Source organism: Thiomicrorhabdus arctica DSM 13458 (assembly GCF_000381085.1).
GTDB classification, from domain to species: domain Bacteria; phylum Pseudomonadota; class Gammaproteobacteria; order Thiomicrospirales; family Thiomicrospiraceae; genus Thiomicrorhabdus; species Thiomicrorhabdus arctica.
Genome location: NZ_KB905901.1, coordinates 141660 through 157010, shown reverse-complemented (window position 1 = coordinate 157010; position 15351 = coordinate 141660). Strand labels below are relative to the sequence as shown.

Sequence of the window (15351 nt, the reverse complement as noted above, 5' to 3'; positions counted from 1 at the left end):
AAAGGTCTGAAAAATATTGTCTACCATCATCGCTCATTACAAATGATTAATATTCATGGTGCCGGTGACCAGGCGAATTTTGGCTTTAAAGACATTGACATCATATTTAGCCGCAACAAGTTCCGCTCTGGCCTTATCTAATTGAGTTTGAGCCGCTAACACCTCTGTCATAGTAGCAACACCACCTTCATATCGCTTCAGGACTAATTTTTGAGCTTCACTAGCCTGTTCAACGGCCAATATATTGAAGTCAACTTGCTTAATAGCCACCTCCATTTTGCGCCATGCCGTTAAGACTTCAAGACGTGTTTTATTCTCCTCAGAATGTAAAGCAGACTTTTTCTCAAGGGCTGCAGATTTGGCCATATCGACTGAATTACTGGTTACCCCAAAATCGGTAATTTTCCAAGAAACGACACCGGCAACGGTATAGGAGCTATGATTTAAAGCTGGAGCCTCATCATTCCACTCTTGTCTCAACATAACATTAAAACTCGGATAGTAGTCTGCCTTCGCGGCTTCAATCGCAAACTTTGTCGAGTATGCCTCCTTTCGTTTGGCTTCTAACTGAGGATTGGTTGCCATTGCCATGGATAATAATGACTCTACTGAAGTTGCCGGCAATTCCAAATCAGTACGTTCAGCAACATCAACCTCCTGATTGACATCAACATTCATTAACATCTTTAAAGTATCTAAGGCGATTTGCTCTTGACCTTGCGCTTTTAACAAGGCGACTTCAGTCGAAGACTGATTTACTTTAGCACTCAAAAATTCAGATCGAACCACAATTCCTTGCTCGACTAAGTTTTTAGTCGTTCTAACAAATTCATCAGCCGTTAGTTTGGCTTGCTCAGCAACATTAATATAAGAACGTGCGGCATGCACGGCTTCATAAGCTTGGTAGACATTGAAGGTAAGATACTGCTGTACTGCAACATCTCCTTGACGTGCAGCCTGAATCATAGCTGCAGCTTGGTCCTCATAACTGCTTATTTTGCCCCCATTCCAGACTGGTAATAATACCTCTATACGGGTATTAAAGTCGGTATGCGCGTTTGGGTTGTTTAAAGTACTTGGCTGAAAATCTGTTTGTGTATCTACTGACCGCTGCTGAAGTTTCATACCAAACACATTCAAAGCATTATCCGAGTTTGAACCTGTCATTGACAAGGTAATTTGCGGTAAACGACTGGCTTCTGCTTTGCCTAAGGCCGATTGGGCTTGATGAATACGTGCGGAACTTACGTCCATTTCAGGGTTTTGATTTAAAGCACTTTCAACACATTGTTTAAAATCATATGTTTCTGCTTTGGCATTAAAAGAGAGGGATGAAGAGAGTGCCAACGCCAGTGCCGACAACTTAAATTTTAGTATTTTATTTTTTTTCATTTTTACTCCAAATAACCTGATGCAAAACAGGACGCCAACGGGGGGACTTTTACAATAGGGGGGTCTATTGCATCTCTCTTCACGACGGTAGACAACCCATTCACAAACCAACGTAATCATTGAACCTACATGTCGATAAGAGTAGCTACAACCTCGTCATAACACAACCTTATTAGCATATAAGAATTTTCTAATATGTGGCATTATAAGCATTTGTAAGTAAACTTCAATATAAGGAAATGCTTATATTTATTATTCTAAACATCACCAATTTATTAATTTTTAAAAAAAACATTAAAAAAAGACCCGTAGCACCCTAATAAACAAGCAAAATAATATTTTTTAACCAGATTAACTCACCGTGTAAAAAATGACCGGCCTTTGCTCGCCAATAGATATCGGGCTGAAGCTCTCCCGCCATGGCCCACCGCAGTATTTCAGTCGATGAAACAACCTCATCCTTACCTCCCTGAATTAACACCCAAGGCACTTTCACCGGATGAATTCCAGAAAAGTCATATAAACCCACGGGTGGAGCAACCGTACACAAGGCATCGACACTAAGTGTTTTATTAAATTCCTGATACGCTTTTAATGCCACATAACTGCCAAAAGAAAAGCCTGCCAAGGTCAAATGCGTGCTTTTAAAACGTTGCTTTGCCCATTCAATGACCTCAACTAAATCGTTTTGTTCACCGATGCCTTGATCATGCTCCCCTTCACTTTTGCCCACCCCTCTAAAATTGTAGGCTACCGTCACATAACCTAACGACTGAAAAGCACGCTCCATAGTGGTGATAATTTTATTATTCATGGTGCCACCATATAAAGGATGTGGATGACTCAGAACAACCAACTTCATGACCTTATCTGTAACTTCACTTTCAGATGAAAGTGCTTTATAACGTACCTCGATTAAACCATTTTGGCTAGGAATTAACTCTGTAACTGATTTTGTGTTCAAATAAATTTCTCCCTACTCTTTAGTAATCATTACTATTAAATGCATGACAGCCTGAACAAAACTTGGCTTAACCGATCTTTTCTACCTGACATCAATGCCTATTATAGGGACTCAATAATTAGACCCCCTATTATTTAACTATTTACAAAACAAACCTTGAAACGTATTGTATGGAATTACACAACAGACGGCACAAAGATCCTTTCAACCATGACAAACCAAAAAACAATCATCATTGATGATGCCATCCCCTATGCGAAAGCTATCTTCTCTCATCTCGGAGAAGTGGTAACACTGCCGGGCAAAAATATTGATGCCGCATCCATTAAACATGCAGATGCATTAATTGTTCGCTCCAGAACTCAAGTCAACGCTGAATTGCTTAAAGGCAGTTCTGTCCAATTCGTTGGCAGTACAGTGGTGGGGCTCGACCATATTGACCAAACCTATTTAAAAGAGAAAGGCATCACATTCTATTCTGCACAAGGCTGTAACGCTAACTCTGTTGCAGAATTTGTCATCAGTGCTTTATTTGATCTGGCAGAAACTAAAGAGTTTGATTTGACACAAAAAACCTTAGGCATTATAGGAGTTGGCCATGTTGGCCATCTAGTGCATGAAAAAGCAACTGCCTTAGGTATTACATGTCTGTTAAACGATCCACCAAGACAACGCCAACAAACTTTGGAAAATTCGCAAGAAAGTTTTGTGGATTTAGAAACCTGCCTTAAAGCAGACATCATCACCTTTCATACACCATTGACCGTGAGTGGTCAAGATGCAACATTAGACCTGCTTTCTGCTGAACGCCTAGAAAAAATATTACCGCATCAAATCCTTATCAATGCGGCCAGAGGAGGCATTATAAATGAATCCGCCTGGTGCAAAACCCCCACGCTTGCCAATGTGATAGATTGCTGGGAAAACGAGCCAACTATTTCAGAGTCCCTATATAAAACAGCTTACCTAGCAACGCCCCATATAGCAGGCCATTCATTAGAAGCTAAAGTGGCCGGCAGTGAAATGGTTTATCAGGCACTGTGCAATTTCTGGAAAACCCCTCAACAACTGGCCTGGAAAAAAGAGTTGCCAAGCGCGCTACCAGAACTTGTGATTTCTGAGCCTGGACCAACACAAACCATTCTAAATTCCCTTTTTAAGAAAACGCATAATTCACACCAAGATGATGCGGCCATTCGGGCCGATTCCATCACAGAAATACATAATAAGTATGAGTTTTATCGGCGTAATTTTCCCATTTATCGAGAATGGCATTGCCACTCAGTACATGTGTCTAACAATGAAAATGTTTATAAACTCATAAGAACACTAGGCTTTAGCCTCAATACGTAAAATTGATATTAGCGTATTAGAATTTCTTAATAAACAAAAGTTATTAACCACCAAAAAAAATCAAATTGCTTTTTACTTTAGAACCCGTAATCTAGTGTGAGTAAAGAGCGAAATACCTTATATTCAACGGAGAACAAAATGAAATTAGTGAATTTATTAAAAGCAAGTATTCTTGCTGCAGCTGTAACCACCCTTTCTGGTTGTGGAACGATGAATGCCATCGGTAACCTAAATGACGGTGCCGGTGAGACATTCATGTCTGTCTGGGACAAATGGGTTGAGTCAGAAGGTGATATCGCTGATGCTACTATGTGGGAAGTTAAAGTAGACGACGGTATTACACTTGAAGAAGTTAAGGATGCAATCAACTCGGTAGGCACCAATTACAACCTTAAGAACGTTGGTGAACTACCGCTTTCTGAAGAGCTTATAGCACGCGGTGTCGAATCTAAAGTACTGCACGTAATGTCTTTCTGTAACCCAGAAACTGCGCGTAAAATGGTTGATTTCTCTCCAGCAATGGGTGGGTTCCTTCCTTGTCGTGTCAACATCATTGAGGAAGAAGATGGCCTTCATCTTTATACAATGAATATGGATATGGCAATCAAGATGGGTAAGAAAATGCCTCCTGAATTACTTGAAGCGACGATGCAAGTTCGTAACGCCATGTGGAAGATGCTAGAAAACGGTAAAACGGGCGCATTCTAAACCAAGCCTTTTAAAGTGACCAGGCCAGGTCTGACTTACAGCGTCTAGTGCCTAGCCAATAAAATAAAAAACCGCGAATTGATTCAATCCATTCGCGGTTTTTTATTGCCCTAACAAAATTTAATTTTTAGATCACTCTATTGTTGACAAATCTAATTAACTCTTATGAGTGACCACTTGGCACCTCATCAATTTATTCTGTTCTGCCATTTAATTATTAAAATAATGTTTTATGACAGCCTATTTACAAACCATGTTTCATAAAACATTATGACATATATATAAAATACTAAAAACTCATACATTTCAATAAGTTAACTATAACAAACTCTATTAAAACTTATACCCCTATAAATATTAAGTTGCTCTAATATTAGGCATTACCTTTATTAATCAACCCTTAAATTCTTTTGATTACCAAATATTTTTTTTGTATTGCATAGTAACTCATGAAATTTACGCAGATAAAAAATCTGCCAAACGACTAAATGACCATAAGCCTTGCACTGACTATTCCGCAAAGGCTTAAAATACACTTAAGAGAGTAAATAAAAAAATGAAAATGACTAAAGTAGCTCTAGCTGTTTCAGCGACCATCTTTGCTTCATCAGCAATGGCGACAAACGGCACAAACATGACTGGTGTTGGCGCACAGTCTTCTGCAATGGGTGGAACAGGTGTTGCGGCATTTTATGGTGCTGAAAGCGTCGTTGTTAACCCTGCGATGATCGGTAAATCCACCGGCACTGAATTTACTTTTGGTGGAACCTTGTTCCAACCAGATGTCAGTAACAATGGTGTAGTAGACGGGGATGGCCAAGCATTTGCAACGAGCTCTGGTGATACATATGTAATCCCTTCAGTATCACTAACAAGCCGCATTAATGAATCTTTAACGTTTGGTATCGGCATGTACGGTACTTCTGGTATGGGTGTCGATTACTCTGGAAATGCTCTTAACGCTGCAACTGGTCAATACAATCAATTTGAAGCACAATCAAATTTACAGATTATGCGTTTTGTACCAACTCTAGCATTCAATAAAGACAACTTTGGAATTGGTTTCTCACCAATCATCCAGTATGGTGCTTTAGATATCAACTATGCAAACCCAAACCGTGATGGCGCTGGAAACCCAACAGGAACATCTACATACATCGGTAAAGGTGCAGCATCTGACCTTGGATTTGGATATAGCCTGGGTGGTTATTTTGATATCAACGAAGATTTGACAGTAGCTGCAAGCTATACGTCAGCAATCGACATGAAATATGATGGTCAACTTTCTACGGCATCTCAGCCCTTTGTTAACCCGGCAGCAGGCTTCCCATCAGCATTCGCTGATAACCTAGAGCAACCAGCTGAACTTAAAGCTGGTATTGCATATAAAATGAATAACATCACATTAACAGGTGATTTTAAACAAATTAAGTGGAGCGATGCAAAAGGTTACAGCGATTTTGGATGGGAAGATCAAAATGTAATTTCTGTTGGTGCTAAATACCAAGGAAATGGTTATTGGGTAGGAGCGGGTTACAATAAAGCAGACAACCCTATTAAACAACAAGACGGTACTACTTACGCAGGTGCGGTAACAAACATGTTCAACAACGTGTTCTTCCCAGCAATTACTGAGCAACATTTCTCTCTAGGTGGTGGGTATAAGATCACTAAGAACGTTGCAATTGATGCTGCAGTGGTTATCGCTCCAGAAGTCAAAGTCACGAGTGATTTGACAGCCCTAGGAATGGGGAACACAACAACTAAGCATTCACAATCTGCTTATACAATGAGTGTTCGTTACAACTTCTAATTTCTTAGCCTTGGCTAAAATTAGTAAGTAATGCTTATAAAAACCGTGAAAGGAGTTAATCCTCTCGCGGTTTTTTTGCCTTAATTCACCTCAAAATCCGCACAAAGATGCCCTTCCAGACCTAACACCCCCCACTCACAAAATATTTTACTTTTTAAGCATTAATTTCGCTTTTTGATTTCTCCGTTTTGATTTACTATGGGCAAAACAGGGAGAAATTGTTATGGCAAATATTTTAATAGCAGGCTGCGGTGATGTTGGTTGCTTACTAGGCACCGAGCTGGCACAACAAGGACATAAAGTATTTGGCTTACGCCGAAATATTGATGCCTTGCCTGATTGCATCGAACCTATCGAAGCGAACTTATCCACCCCAATCAATGACCTTCCAAAAGAGATTGATTATGTTTTTTATATGGCCTCAGCAGGTAAGTTCAAAGACTCTGCTTACTACCAAGCCTATGTTTCTGGCTTAAAAAATCTACTTAAAGCCTTAAAAGACCAAGAGATTAAGCGTCTGTTTTTTATCTCCAGCTCTTCAGTATTTGGGCAAAACGAAGGTGAACTGGTCAGTGAATCGAGCTCAACACATGACACTAGTTTTTCAACTAAACGAATATTAGAAGGTGAAGTCATCGCTCTAGAGAGTGACTTTCCATCAACGGTTATTCGTTTTGGTGGAATTTACGGCCCTGGGCGCACCTATTTAATTGATTTGGTGCGTTCAGGTAAAGCGCACTGCATGGAGGACGTTTGGAGTAATCGCATTCATTCGGCGGATTGCGCTGGAATGCTCACTCACCTGCTCAATCTAAATGAAGACAATCCAGAAAGCATTGAATCACTTTATGTTGGGGTAGACAATCAACCCACTTTGGCATGTGAAGTCTATGAATGGTTAGCCGAGGAACTGTGCGTGCCAGAGATTCAACACAAAGAAGCATCTGAAAATGCCCGGTTAATGCGTAGCAATAAACGTATCTCAAATGCCAAAATAAGAGCGACTGGGTATACATTTAAATATCCAACGTACAAAGAGGGCTATATTGCTTTATTTTAGGTCAGGTATAAACATTTTTAAAAGCAGTAAGAGCTTGTCAATGGTTAAGGCGAGAGCTTTTTAAGGCTCTTTTTGATTTGAGTGTGATTGTATTCTCTTAAGTGGATGACCTTAATGTCTAAGCAAGTGTTTAGGCTTTGTTAAATTCCGTTTTTTATCTTGACCAGGCCTGATCAAATAGTTTTTATTAAAAACCTAAATTAAAAACCTAACGTTTCACGCCTTGGCAATAAACCTTTTTGAGCTACTTTTTAACCGAATCGCTAGATTCAATAATTTCACCCTCAATCACATCATCTTTAATCTGGCGTGTGTCATGGGTTGATTCTCTCCACTCACCTTCGAAATACTCATCTTGTTGTGTTTTCTGACGAAATTGCCCTCTGCTTTGCATACCATTTACACTCAATTTAATTAAAAAGTGCCTGACAAACGGCATTAGAAACAGAAAACCAATACCGTCAGTGATCAACCCAGGGAAAAACAGAAAGATACCTCCTAAAAAGATAAACACGCCTTCCATCACTTCTGTTGTCGGTGGCTGACCCGCTGCCATGGACAACTGTGCCTTCTGCATAATTGCCAACCCTTGTATCCTCATCAAAGCGATTCCGACCATTGCGGTAAATATCGTTAACAGAACCGTTGGCAAAGCGCCAATATTCTCACCGACCTGAATTAAAAAATACAGCTCAACTAAGGGAATAACAAACAACAGTAGAAATAAAATTCGCATATCAAGGTCTCTTTAGCAGTAGGGGTTTTTAGCGTATTGATTCTTTTCAATACTCGTTTTAATATTCATTAGCATTAATTAATATGCAATGTATGACAAACCAGGCCTGCCCAATTGTAAAAAGTATTATAGAATGGCTGACAGTAAGCAATTGACCTATAGATTCCATGACTTTTTAAGGTCTTTACAACCGTCTGTGACGTTATATCAGTTTCAAGTTATATAAGGTTAAACGATCAAACTTTCAAGCCATACTTCATAAGAAATGAGATGAGAAAAAATTATGCCTCAGAATAACTCGAGTTTTTTAAAAAAAATCATGAACAGTTTGTTCGCGAACTTACTCATGGTTGGACTGTTAACATCATTTATACACTCCCCTGCCGTGTATGCCTCTGATGAGCTACTTGAGGTTGATGATGCCTTTACGTTGCAGCCGCCGACAATAAAAGACCAGAACATTATTCTTTCATGGAAAATTGCTGACGACTATCATCTATATAGAGATAAGATGTCAATCACATCTGACTCGACTGCTGTCCAAGCCGCACAGTATTCAAAAGCCAAGATGGTTGATGATGCGATCTTTGGTAAAACTGAAATTTATGAACACTCCGCTACGGCGAGCCTGCCTTTTCAAAACAGCTCAAACAACGCGATAACCACCACTTTAACCGTTAGTTACCAAGGTTGTGCAGATAAAATTGGGGTTTGTTACCCTCCGCAAACACGTACCTTTAAGATTGAACTACCGACTACTCAAGCCGTAAGTCAAGCAACTTTACCAGAGACTTCTAACGGATTGAATTCTTTATCCGCCCTGAATAACTTTTTTAAACAAGATAACAATCAACCTGAATTACTGGATGCCGAAAAAGCTTTTCAGTTTTCTTACCAAATCAGTGCGGACGGTCAACTTGAATTGAGTTGGAACATCGCGCACGACTATCACCTCTACCAAGATAAGTTTAAAGTCCGCGTGTTGAATGGCGACGTCTCTATTGGTGAACTGCAACTGCCTAAAGCAGAACAAATTGATGACCCTCTATTTGGGAAAACCATGGTTTATCACGGGCTGATGACAGGCCACCTACCTATCCAGACCCTGACATCATCAGCCGTCATACAAGTGGAGTTCCAGGGGTGCTCCACCTCTGCAGGCGTTTGCTATCCTCCCATTAAAAAACAGATCTCATTAGACCCTGGTGACATACAAACGATTCAACAAAATAATTCCGAGTTAAAGACATCAAATAGTGTGCCCTCTACAACGGGTGAAGCGCTTTCTGAAAGTGATCAAATCGCTGATACTTTGAAAAACAGCAGTGTTTGGATTGTGATTGCGACTTTCTTTATCTTTGGTTTACTGCTCGCCTTTACACCTTGTGTATTCCCAATGATCCCCATCCTTTCTAGTATCATCGTCGGCCAAGGTCATAAACTGACCACTAAACGTGCGTTCATCATGTCATTGGTATATGTCTTAGCGATGTCGGTGACTTATACCGTCGCTGGTGTATTAGCTGGCATGTTCGGTGAGAACCTTCAAGCGGCCTTCCAGAACCCATGGATTATTGGCTCGTTCAGTTTCATTTTTATATTGCTCTCACTGTCTATGTTTGGGTTTTATGACCTGCAACTACCTAATCGTTTACAATCCAAGCTCACGAGCATGTCCAATAAACAACAAGGCGGGACCTTAACGGGTGTTGCCATTATGGGCTTTTTATCGGCTTTGATTGTCGGCCCTTGTGTTGCTCCTCCTTTAGCAGGTGCTTTAATTTACATTGGTCAAACGGGTGATGCCTTGTTAGGGGGGGTCGCTCTGTTTGCGATGAGCATTGGTATGGGACTGCCTCTATTAATCTTAGGAGCATCGGCTGGCAAGCTACTACCTCGAGCAGGCGCTTGGATGGACAACGTCAAAGCCGTCTTCGGAGTCATGCTGATCGGTATTGCAATTTGGATGCTCGAACGTATCATTCCAGCAGAGATCGCTATGTTAAGTTGGGCAATGTTATTTATCATCTCAGCGGTATATATGGGAGCATTTGAATCAACGTTCACCAAATCAGGTTGGCTAAAATTAGTTAAAGGTTTTGCATTAATTTTATTCCTTTATGGCACCATGATTTTGATTGGATTAATGGGCGGTAGTAACGATATGTTTCATCCTTTAAAAACGTTTAAGGGCAGTTCAAATAGCGCTCAGTTGCAATCTGAGCACCTAAATTTCAAGACGATTAAAAACATTAAGGAATTAGAGGCTGAACTTGCAAAAGGCCAACCTGTTATGCTCGATTTTTATGCTGACTGGTGCATCAGCTGTAAAGAGATGGAAAAGTTAACCTTTACCCAACCACAGGTTCATCAAGCTTTAACAGGCGTCACCCTATTACAAGCTGACGTGACCAAAAATGATGATATCGATAAAGCTCTTATGAAAAAATTTGGCTTAATCGGCCCTCCTGCGATTTTGTTTTTTAACGCTTCAGGGATAGAACAAAAATCACAACGTGTGGTTGGTTTTAAACCAGGCGATGTCTTTGTCCAGCACATCAACCGAGCCTATCAATAACATCCAATCGATTTAAACAATTTTCTCAAGATTAAATGCCCTGTCCAGACAATCTCTGACAGGGCATTTTTATAACAAGCCTGTGGATATGCCTAAGCAGTCTCATTGAGACACCGCACTGAAAGTAAAACTCCACCACCCCAGCCTTTCACTCAGCCTTATTCAAGCCAAAAAACTTTAACTTTATTACTTTTCAAAACAGAACACCTCATTTCGTGCAGAAATTACCCTGCTTTTATCGGTTTTAAATAGCAGTCAACTCTACTTTCAGTTATAATTTTGCAATTCGATTTACAGGAATAAGCTTTATGCGAACACTTCTCGTGATTAACGGTCCAAACTTAAATATGCTCGGTCGTCGCGAGCCTGAAATTTATGGTCGCCAAACCCTAGAAGACATCATTGAGTCTTTAGAAGCCCTGGCAGATATTCATAATATTCGCTTATTCAACTTTCAAAGTAATGCCGAACACGAAATTGTAGAGCGTATCCACCAGGCGATGGATGATGGGACTGATTACATCCTTATCAATCCCGCTGCATTTACCCATACGAGTGTTGCGATTCGTGATGCATTAGCGACGGTAAGCATCCCTTTTATTGAAGTGCATCTCTCAAATATTCACAAACGTGAAGACTTTAGGGCACACTCTTACTTTTCAGATTTGGCCGATGGTGTCATTGCAGGATTAGGCACCAAAGGGTACGAACTTGCATTTTTAGCGGCCTCAGAAAAAATGAGTTAATCACTTTTTATTAAGCGGTGCTTACTTTTCGTCGTTAAAAAAATACACAAAATCAAATACAAATAAAAAAACAAAAAACAATCAAAGCAGAGGATTCACCAAATGGATATTCGTTCAATTCGTAAGTTAATTGAAATCGTCGAACAGTCAGACATTGCTGAAATCGAAATTAAAGAAGGTGAGCACAATATTCGCATCACCCGCAGCAAAGAACCTGTTTACATTTCAGCACCTGCTGCTTCAGCCCCATATGCAGCGCATGCAGCACCTGCAGCTGCGCCAATTGTTGCAGCCACTTCAACGCCAGCAGCCCCTGCAGAAGTCAGTGGTCATGCCGTCACGTCACCCATGGTTGGAACCTTTTACGGCTCTCCTTCTCCTGAAGCTGGCGCCTTTGTACAAATCGGTGACCAGGTGGCGACAGGTGATACACTGTGTATTATTGAAGCCATGAAAATCATGAATCCTATTGAGTCTGATGCCTCTGGCACCGTCAAGAAAATCATGGGCATTAACGGTGAAGCGGTTGAGTATGATCAACCACTATTCATCATCGAATAAGGAAGATTGTAAATGATTGAAAAAATCCTTATTGCCAATCGTGGCGAGATTGCAATGCGCATTTTACGTGCTTGTAAAGAGTTAGGCATTAAAACGGTTGCTGTGCATTCAACGGCTGATGCGACTCTGAAACACGTCCTATTAGCAGATGAATCGGTGTGTATTGGCCCCCCAGCTTCAACCAACAGTTATTTAAATGTTCCGGCCATCATTGCAGCGGCTGAAGTCACAGACGCTGGTGCGATTCACCCAGGTTACGGCTTCTTATCTGAAAACGCCGACTTTGCCGAACGTGTCGAAGAGAGTGGTTTTGTTTTTATTGGCCCTAAAGCGGAAACGATTCGTATTATGGGCGATAAAGTAATGGCCATCCGTGCCATGAAAGCCGCTGGCGTACCAACCGTACCTGGTTCAGGTGGACCTTTAGGCGAAGACGATGCCGAAAACCATCGCGTTGCCAAAGAGATTGGATACCCAATTATTATCAAAGCTTCTGGCGGCGGCGGCGGACGAGGTATGCGTGTGGTACATACTGAAGCCAGCCTTCTAAAATCGATTCAGCTGACAAAATCTGAAGCGGGCAGTTTCTTTGGTAATCCGGAAGTTTACATGGAAAAATTCCTGGAAAACCCTCGTCATGTCGAGATTCAAATATTAGCCGACGGTCAAGGCCACGCGGTTCATTTGGGTGAACGTGATTGCTCTATGCAACGCCGTCATCAAAAAGTCGTTGAAGAAGCGCCCGCTCCAGGGGTGACGGAAGAGCAACGCGCTCGAATTGGTGCGGCTTGCGTGAATGCATGTATCGAAATCAACTACCGTGGCGCAGGTACTTTCGAATTCCTATATGAAAATGGCGAGTTCTTCTTTATTGAAATGAATACCCGCTTACAAGTTGAACATTGCGTAACTGAAATGGTTACGGGGATTGATTTGGTGAAGGCGCAAATTGAAATCGCCATGGGCAGACCGCTTAGTTTGAAACAGGAAGACATCAAAATCACAGGCCATGCCATTGAGTGTCGTGTAAATGCAGAAAACCCTTCTAAAAACTTCATGCCCTCTCCTGGCACCATTGAGCGTTTACATTTGCCAGGTGGTCTAGGGGTTCGTTGGGACTCACATATCTATACTGGATATGCCGTTCCACCACATTATGACTCTATGATTGGTAAACTAATCTGCTTTGGCAGTGATCGTACAACAGCGATTCGTCGTATGGACAGCGCATTAAGCGAGATGGTCATTAAGGGAATCGAAACCAATATCCATCTACAGCGTGAAATCATGAACGACGGTGGATTCTGTGACGGTGGACGTAATATTCACTATTTAGAAGAACGTTTAGAACATTTAGTTTAGATTTACTTCGGCTAAAAAAGATTTAACCACAAAGGCACGAAGACTCGAAGTTATTAAACTTTGGTCTTCGTGCCTTTGTGTTTTAAAAAAGGAGATAAAACAGTGGCTTGGATTCAAATAAATACAGTGGTCTCAGAAGCGATTGCAGAACCTCTATCAGATGCTTTTATGGAGAATAACGCTGCGTCAGTGACGTTTGAGGATGCTCAAGACCAACCTATTTTTGAGCCTGAGTTGGGCACAACCCCTATTTGGGACAGAACCAAGGTGGTTGGATTATTTGATGCCGAAACCAATCCTCAAGCCATCATTCAACAGCTGACTCAACAGGTTCCCGAAGTCCCTGCATCGGCCTATAAAATTGAGCAACTTGAAGACAAAGACTGGATTCGTGCCTGGATGGATCTGTTCAAACCCATGCAATTCGGAGACAACCTCTGGATTGTTCCCAGCTGGTTAGAAGCACCTCAACCAGACGCTGTGAATTTAATGCTAGATCCCGGAATGGCATTTGGAACCGGAACACACCCCACAACCTCGCTCTGTTTAACTTGGCTGGATCAACATGCCCCAAAAAATCTCAGTGTCATTGACTACGGATGTGGTTCCGGTATTCTTGCCTTAGCGGCTCAAAAACTGGGTGCGGCCTCTGTGGTGGGTACCGACATTGATCCGCAAGCGATTACTGCCAGCCGACAAAATGCTGAACGCAACCATGAGAATATCTCTTTTGAACTCGTTAAAGACTTTGATTCGGAGCCGGTTGATATATTGGTCGCCAATATTTTGGCAGGCCCCGTTAAAGAATTAGCAGGTGAGTTTATCCGTCTACTAAAACCTGGTGGAACATTGATTTTGTCTGGTCTGTTAGCCAATCAGGCAGAAGGATTAGTAAACCATTATCGTGACCTAGGCGTTGAACTCGACACCTTTGAGCAACATGAGGAATGGGGTCTTTTAGCAGGCATCCGGACTTAATATGCTCAATACAAAAAAGACAGTGTTACTTTTAAGCACTCCACATGTAAACTTACCAGGCCTGGTAAGTTTACAGTTGAGTCTTTAGACAAATGTTGCAGATTGGTTCTCACCTTTTTGAACACAATATCGTGCTTGCACCCATGGCGGGGATTACCGATTCTGTTTTTAGAGACATTTGCCGACAAAATGGCGCCTGTTATACGCTCGCCGAAATGGTGGCGTCTAAAAAACAGTTATGGGAGTCTAAAAAATCTTCCACTCGCCAAGCGAATCTGAACGATCCAGAGCCGCGTGCCATTCAATTAATTGGTACAGACCCAAATGAACTTGCCGAAGCTGCCGCTTGGCAAGTCTCCTTAGGCGCACAAATAATCGATTTAAATATGGGCTGCCCTGCTAAGAAAGTCTGCAGTGTGGCAGCCGGTTCCGCTTTAATGGCTGATCCAGGTCGAGTGACCGATATTTTTGCCGCCGTTGTGTCAGCGGTCAATGTGCCTGTGACTGTCAAAACACGCACGGGTACGGATGCAGAAAATCGCAATGCTTTGCAAATTGCACACATTGCTCAACAACAAGGTCTACAAGCCATCACTATCCACGGTCGAACTCGTGAAGATAAATTTAGAGGTTTGGCAGAATATGAGACCATCAAAGCCGTTAAACAGGCGATCGACATCCCTGTGATTGCAAATGGTGACATTTGCACACCCGAACAAGCCGAATTTGTATTAAAATATACGGCCGTTGACGGCATTATGATTGGCAGAGCCGCACAAGGCTACCCATGGATCTTTCGTGAGATAAATCATTACCTTAAAACGGGTAGTAAATTTGCTGAGCCCTCGTTCGATGAATTTTATCAAACGATTATTCGACATATATCAGGCATTCATACGTTATATGGTGAGTTGCTCGGGGTACGGATAGCTCGTAAGCACATCGGCTGGTATGGACAACATCTTCCGGCAGGCCTAGAGTTACGCAAACAGTTCAACCAACTACAAACACCAGAAGCCCAGCTTGCAATCATCGAGCGTTTTTTTGAGCCTTTATTGAGTAAGCCATATTAACGTTCAGTGTCTATTTTTTGTACATCA

The 15351-nt window shown here is 41.5% G+C and carries 13 protein-coding genes; 10 read left to right on the top strand and 3 right to left on the bottom strand.

From position 1 onward, the window contains the following. Positions 1–36: 36 nt before the first annotated feature. Together F612_RS0110345 and F612_RS0110340 are read right to left on the bottom strand one after the other, a co-directional pair. Entirely contained in the window at positions 37–1392 is a 1356-nt protein-coding gene (locus tag F612_RS0110345) for a TolC family protein (protein ID WP_019557701.1), read from the bottom strand. Between the two features lie 316 nt (positions 1393–1708). Continuing rightward, a complete protein-coding gene (locus F612_RS0110340; RefSeq protein ID WP_019557700.1) occupies positions 1709–2356 on the bottom strand; it encodes an alpha/beta hydrolase in 648 nt (215 codons plus the stop codon). A 210-nt stretch (positions 2357–2566) separates the two neighbouring features. Between F612_RS0110340 and F612_RS0110335 the strand changes: the two genes are divergently transcribed. From F612_RS0110335 to F612_RS0110320, 4 genes are all read left to right on the top strand, one after another. Continuing rightward, the gene (locus F612_RS0110335) at positions 2567–3709 is read left to right on the top strand and encodes a 4-phosphoerythronate dehydrogenase (protein ID WP_019557699.1); all 1143 of its coding nucleotides are present in this window, start codon (positions 2567–2569) and stop codon (positions 3707–3709) included. A gap of 138 nt (positions 3710–3847) precedes the next feature. After that, the gene (locus F612_RS0110330; RefSeq protein WP_019557698.1) at positions 3848–4417 is read left to right on the top strand and encodes a DUF302 domain-containing protein; all 570 of its coding nucleotides are present in this window, start codon (positions 3848–3850) and stop codon (positions 4415–4417) included. A gap of 556 nt (positions 4418–4973) precedes the next feature. Beyond that, positions 4974–6230 carry an OmpP1/FadL family transporter gene (locus F612_RS0110325; RefSeq protein WP_019557697.1) on the top strand — a complete coding sequence of 419 codons (1257 nt, stop codon included), beginning with the start codon at positions 4974–4976 and terminating at the stop codon, positions 6228–6230. Positions 6231–6453: 223 nt separating this feature from the next. Continuing rightward, positions 6454–7290, top strand: a complete 837-nt coding sequence (locus F612_RS0110320; protein WP_019557696.1) for an NAD-dependent epimerase/dehydratase family protein — start codon at positions 6454–6456, stop codon at positions 7288–7290. A 244-nt stretch (positions 7291–7534) separates the two neighbouring features. On the opposite strand, the gene F612_RS12600 is transcribed toward F612_RS0110320, so the two are convergent. Continuing rightward, a complete protein-coding gene (locus tag F612_RS12600) occupies positions 7535–8026 on the bottom strand; it encodes an FxsA family protein (protein ID WP_019557695.1) in 492 nt (163 codons plus the stop codon). 283 nt (positions 8027–8309) lie between these two features. Here F612_RS12600 and dsbD point away from each other — a divergent pair, with 283 nt between their 5' ends. The 6 genes from dsbD to dusB all read left to right on the top strand — a co-directional run bounded on the left by dsbD (position 8310) and on the right by dusB (position 15324). Next, entirely contained in the window at positions 8310–10604 is a 2295-nt protein-coding gene (gene dsbD / locus F612_RS0110310; protein ID WP_019557694.1) for a protein-disulfide reductase DsbD, read from the top strand. Positions 10605–10912: 308 nt separating this feature from the next. Beyond that, positions 10913–11350 carry a type II 3-dehydroquinate dehydratase gene (gene aroQ, locus F612_RS0110305; RefSeq protein ID WP_019557693.1) on the top strand — a complete coding sequence of 146 codons (438 nt, stop codon included), beginning with the start codon at positions 10913–10915 and terminating at the stop codon, positions 11348–11350. 102 nt (positions 11351–11452) lie between these two features. Further along, positions 11453–11911, top strand: a complete 459-nt coding sequence (accB, locus tag F612_RS0110300) for an acetyl-CoA carboxylase biotin carboxyl carrier protein (RefSeq protein ID WP_019557692.1) — start codon at positions 11453–11455, stop codon at positions 11909–11911. 12 nt (positions 11912–11923) lie between these two features. Continuing rightward, the gene (gene accC, locus F612_RS0110295) at positions 11924–13273 is read left to right on the top strand and encodes an acetyl-CoA carboxylase biotin carboxylase subunit (RefSeq protein WP_019557691.1); all 1350 of its coding nucleotides are present in this window, start codon (positions 11924–11926) and stop codon (positions 13271–13273) included. A 102-nt stretch (positions 13274–13375) separates the two neighbouring features. Beyond that, on the top strand, positions 13376–14251 hold the full coding sequence (gene prmA / locus F612_RS0110290) for a 50S ribosomal protein L11 methyltransferase (RefSeq protein WP_019557690.1): 876 nt from the start codon (positions 13376–13378) through the stop codon (positions 14249–14251). A gap of 92 nt (positions 14252–14343) precedes the next feature. Next, positions 14344–15324 (top strand): tRNA dihydrouridine synthase DusB, encoded by a 981-nt coding sequence (gene dusB / locus F612_RS0110285; protein ID WP_019557689.1) that lies wholly within the window; start codon positions 14344–14346, stop codon positions 15322–15324. Positions 15325–15351: the final 27 nt, after the last annotated feature.

Bases quoted from the DNA above. Each gene is read 5' to 3' on its own strand.
- F612_RS0110345 (WP_019557701.1), bottom strand. From the start codon at position 1,392: ATGAAAAAAAATAAAATACTAAAATTTAAGTTGTCGGCACTGGCGTTG.
- F612_RS0110335 (WP_019557699.1), top strand. From the start codon at position 2,567: ATGACAAACCAAAAAACAATCATCATTGATGATGCCATCCCCTATGCG.
- F612_RS0110330 (WP_019557698.1), top strand. From the start codon at position 3,848: ATGAAATTAGTGAATTTATTAAAAGCAAGTATTCTTGCTGCAGCTGTA.
- F612_RS0110325 (WP_019557697.1), top strand. From the start codon at position 4,974: ATGAAAATGACTAAAGTAGCTCTAGCTGTTTCAGCGACCATCTTTGCT.
- F612_RS0110320 (WP_019557696.1), top strand. From the start codon at position 6,454: ATGGCAAATATTTTAATAGCAGGCTGCGGTGATGTTGGTTGCTTACTA.
- F612_RS12600 (WP_019557695.1), bottom strand. From the start codon at position 8,026: ATGCGAATTTTATTTCTACTGTTGTTTGTTATTCCCTTAGTTGAGCTG.
- dsbD (WP_019557694.1), top strand. From the start codon at position 8,310: ATGCCTCAGAATAACTCGAGTTTTTTAAAAAAAATCATGAACAGTTTG.
- aroQ (WP_019557693.1), top strand. From the start codon at position 10,913: ATGCGAACACTTCTCGTGATTAACGGTCCAAACTTAAATATGCTCGGT.
- accB (WP_019557692.1), top strand. From the start codon at position 11,453: ATGGATATTCGTTCAATTCGTAAGTTAATTGAAATCGTCGAACAGTCA.
- accC (WP_019557691.1), top strand. From the start codon at position 11,924: ATGATTGAAAAAATCCTTATTGCCAATCGTGGCGAGATTGCAATGCGC.
- dusB (WP_019557689.1), top strand. From the start codon at position 14,344: ATGTTGCAGATTGGTTCTCACCTTTTTGAACACAATATCGTGCTTGCA.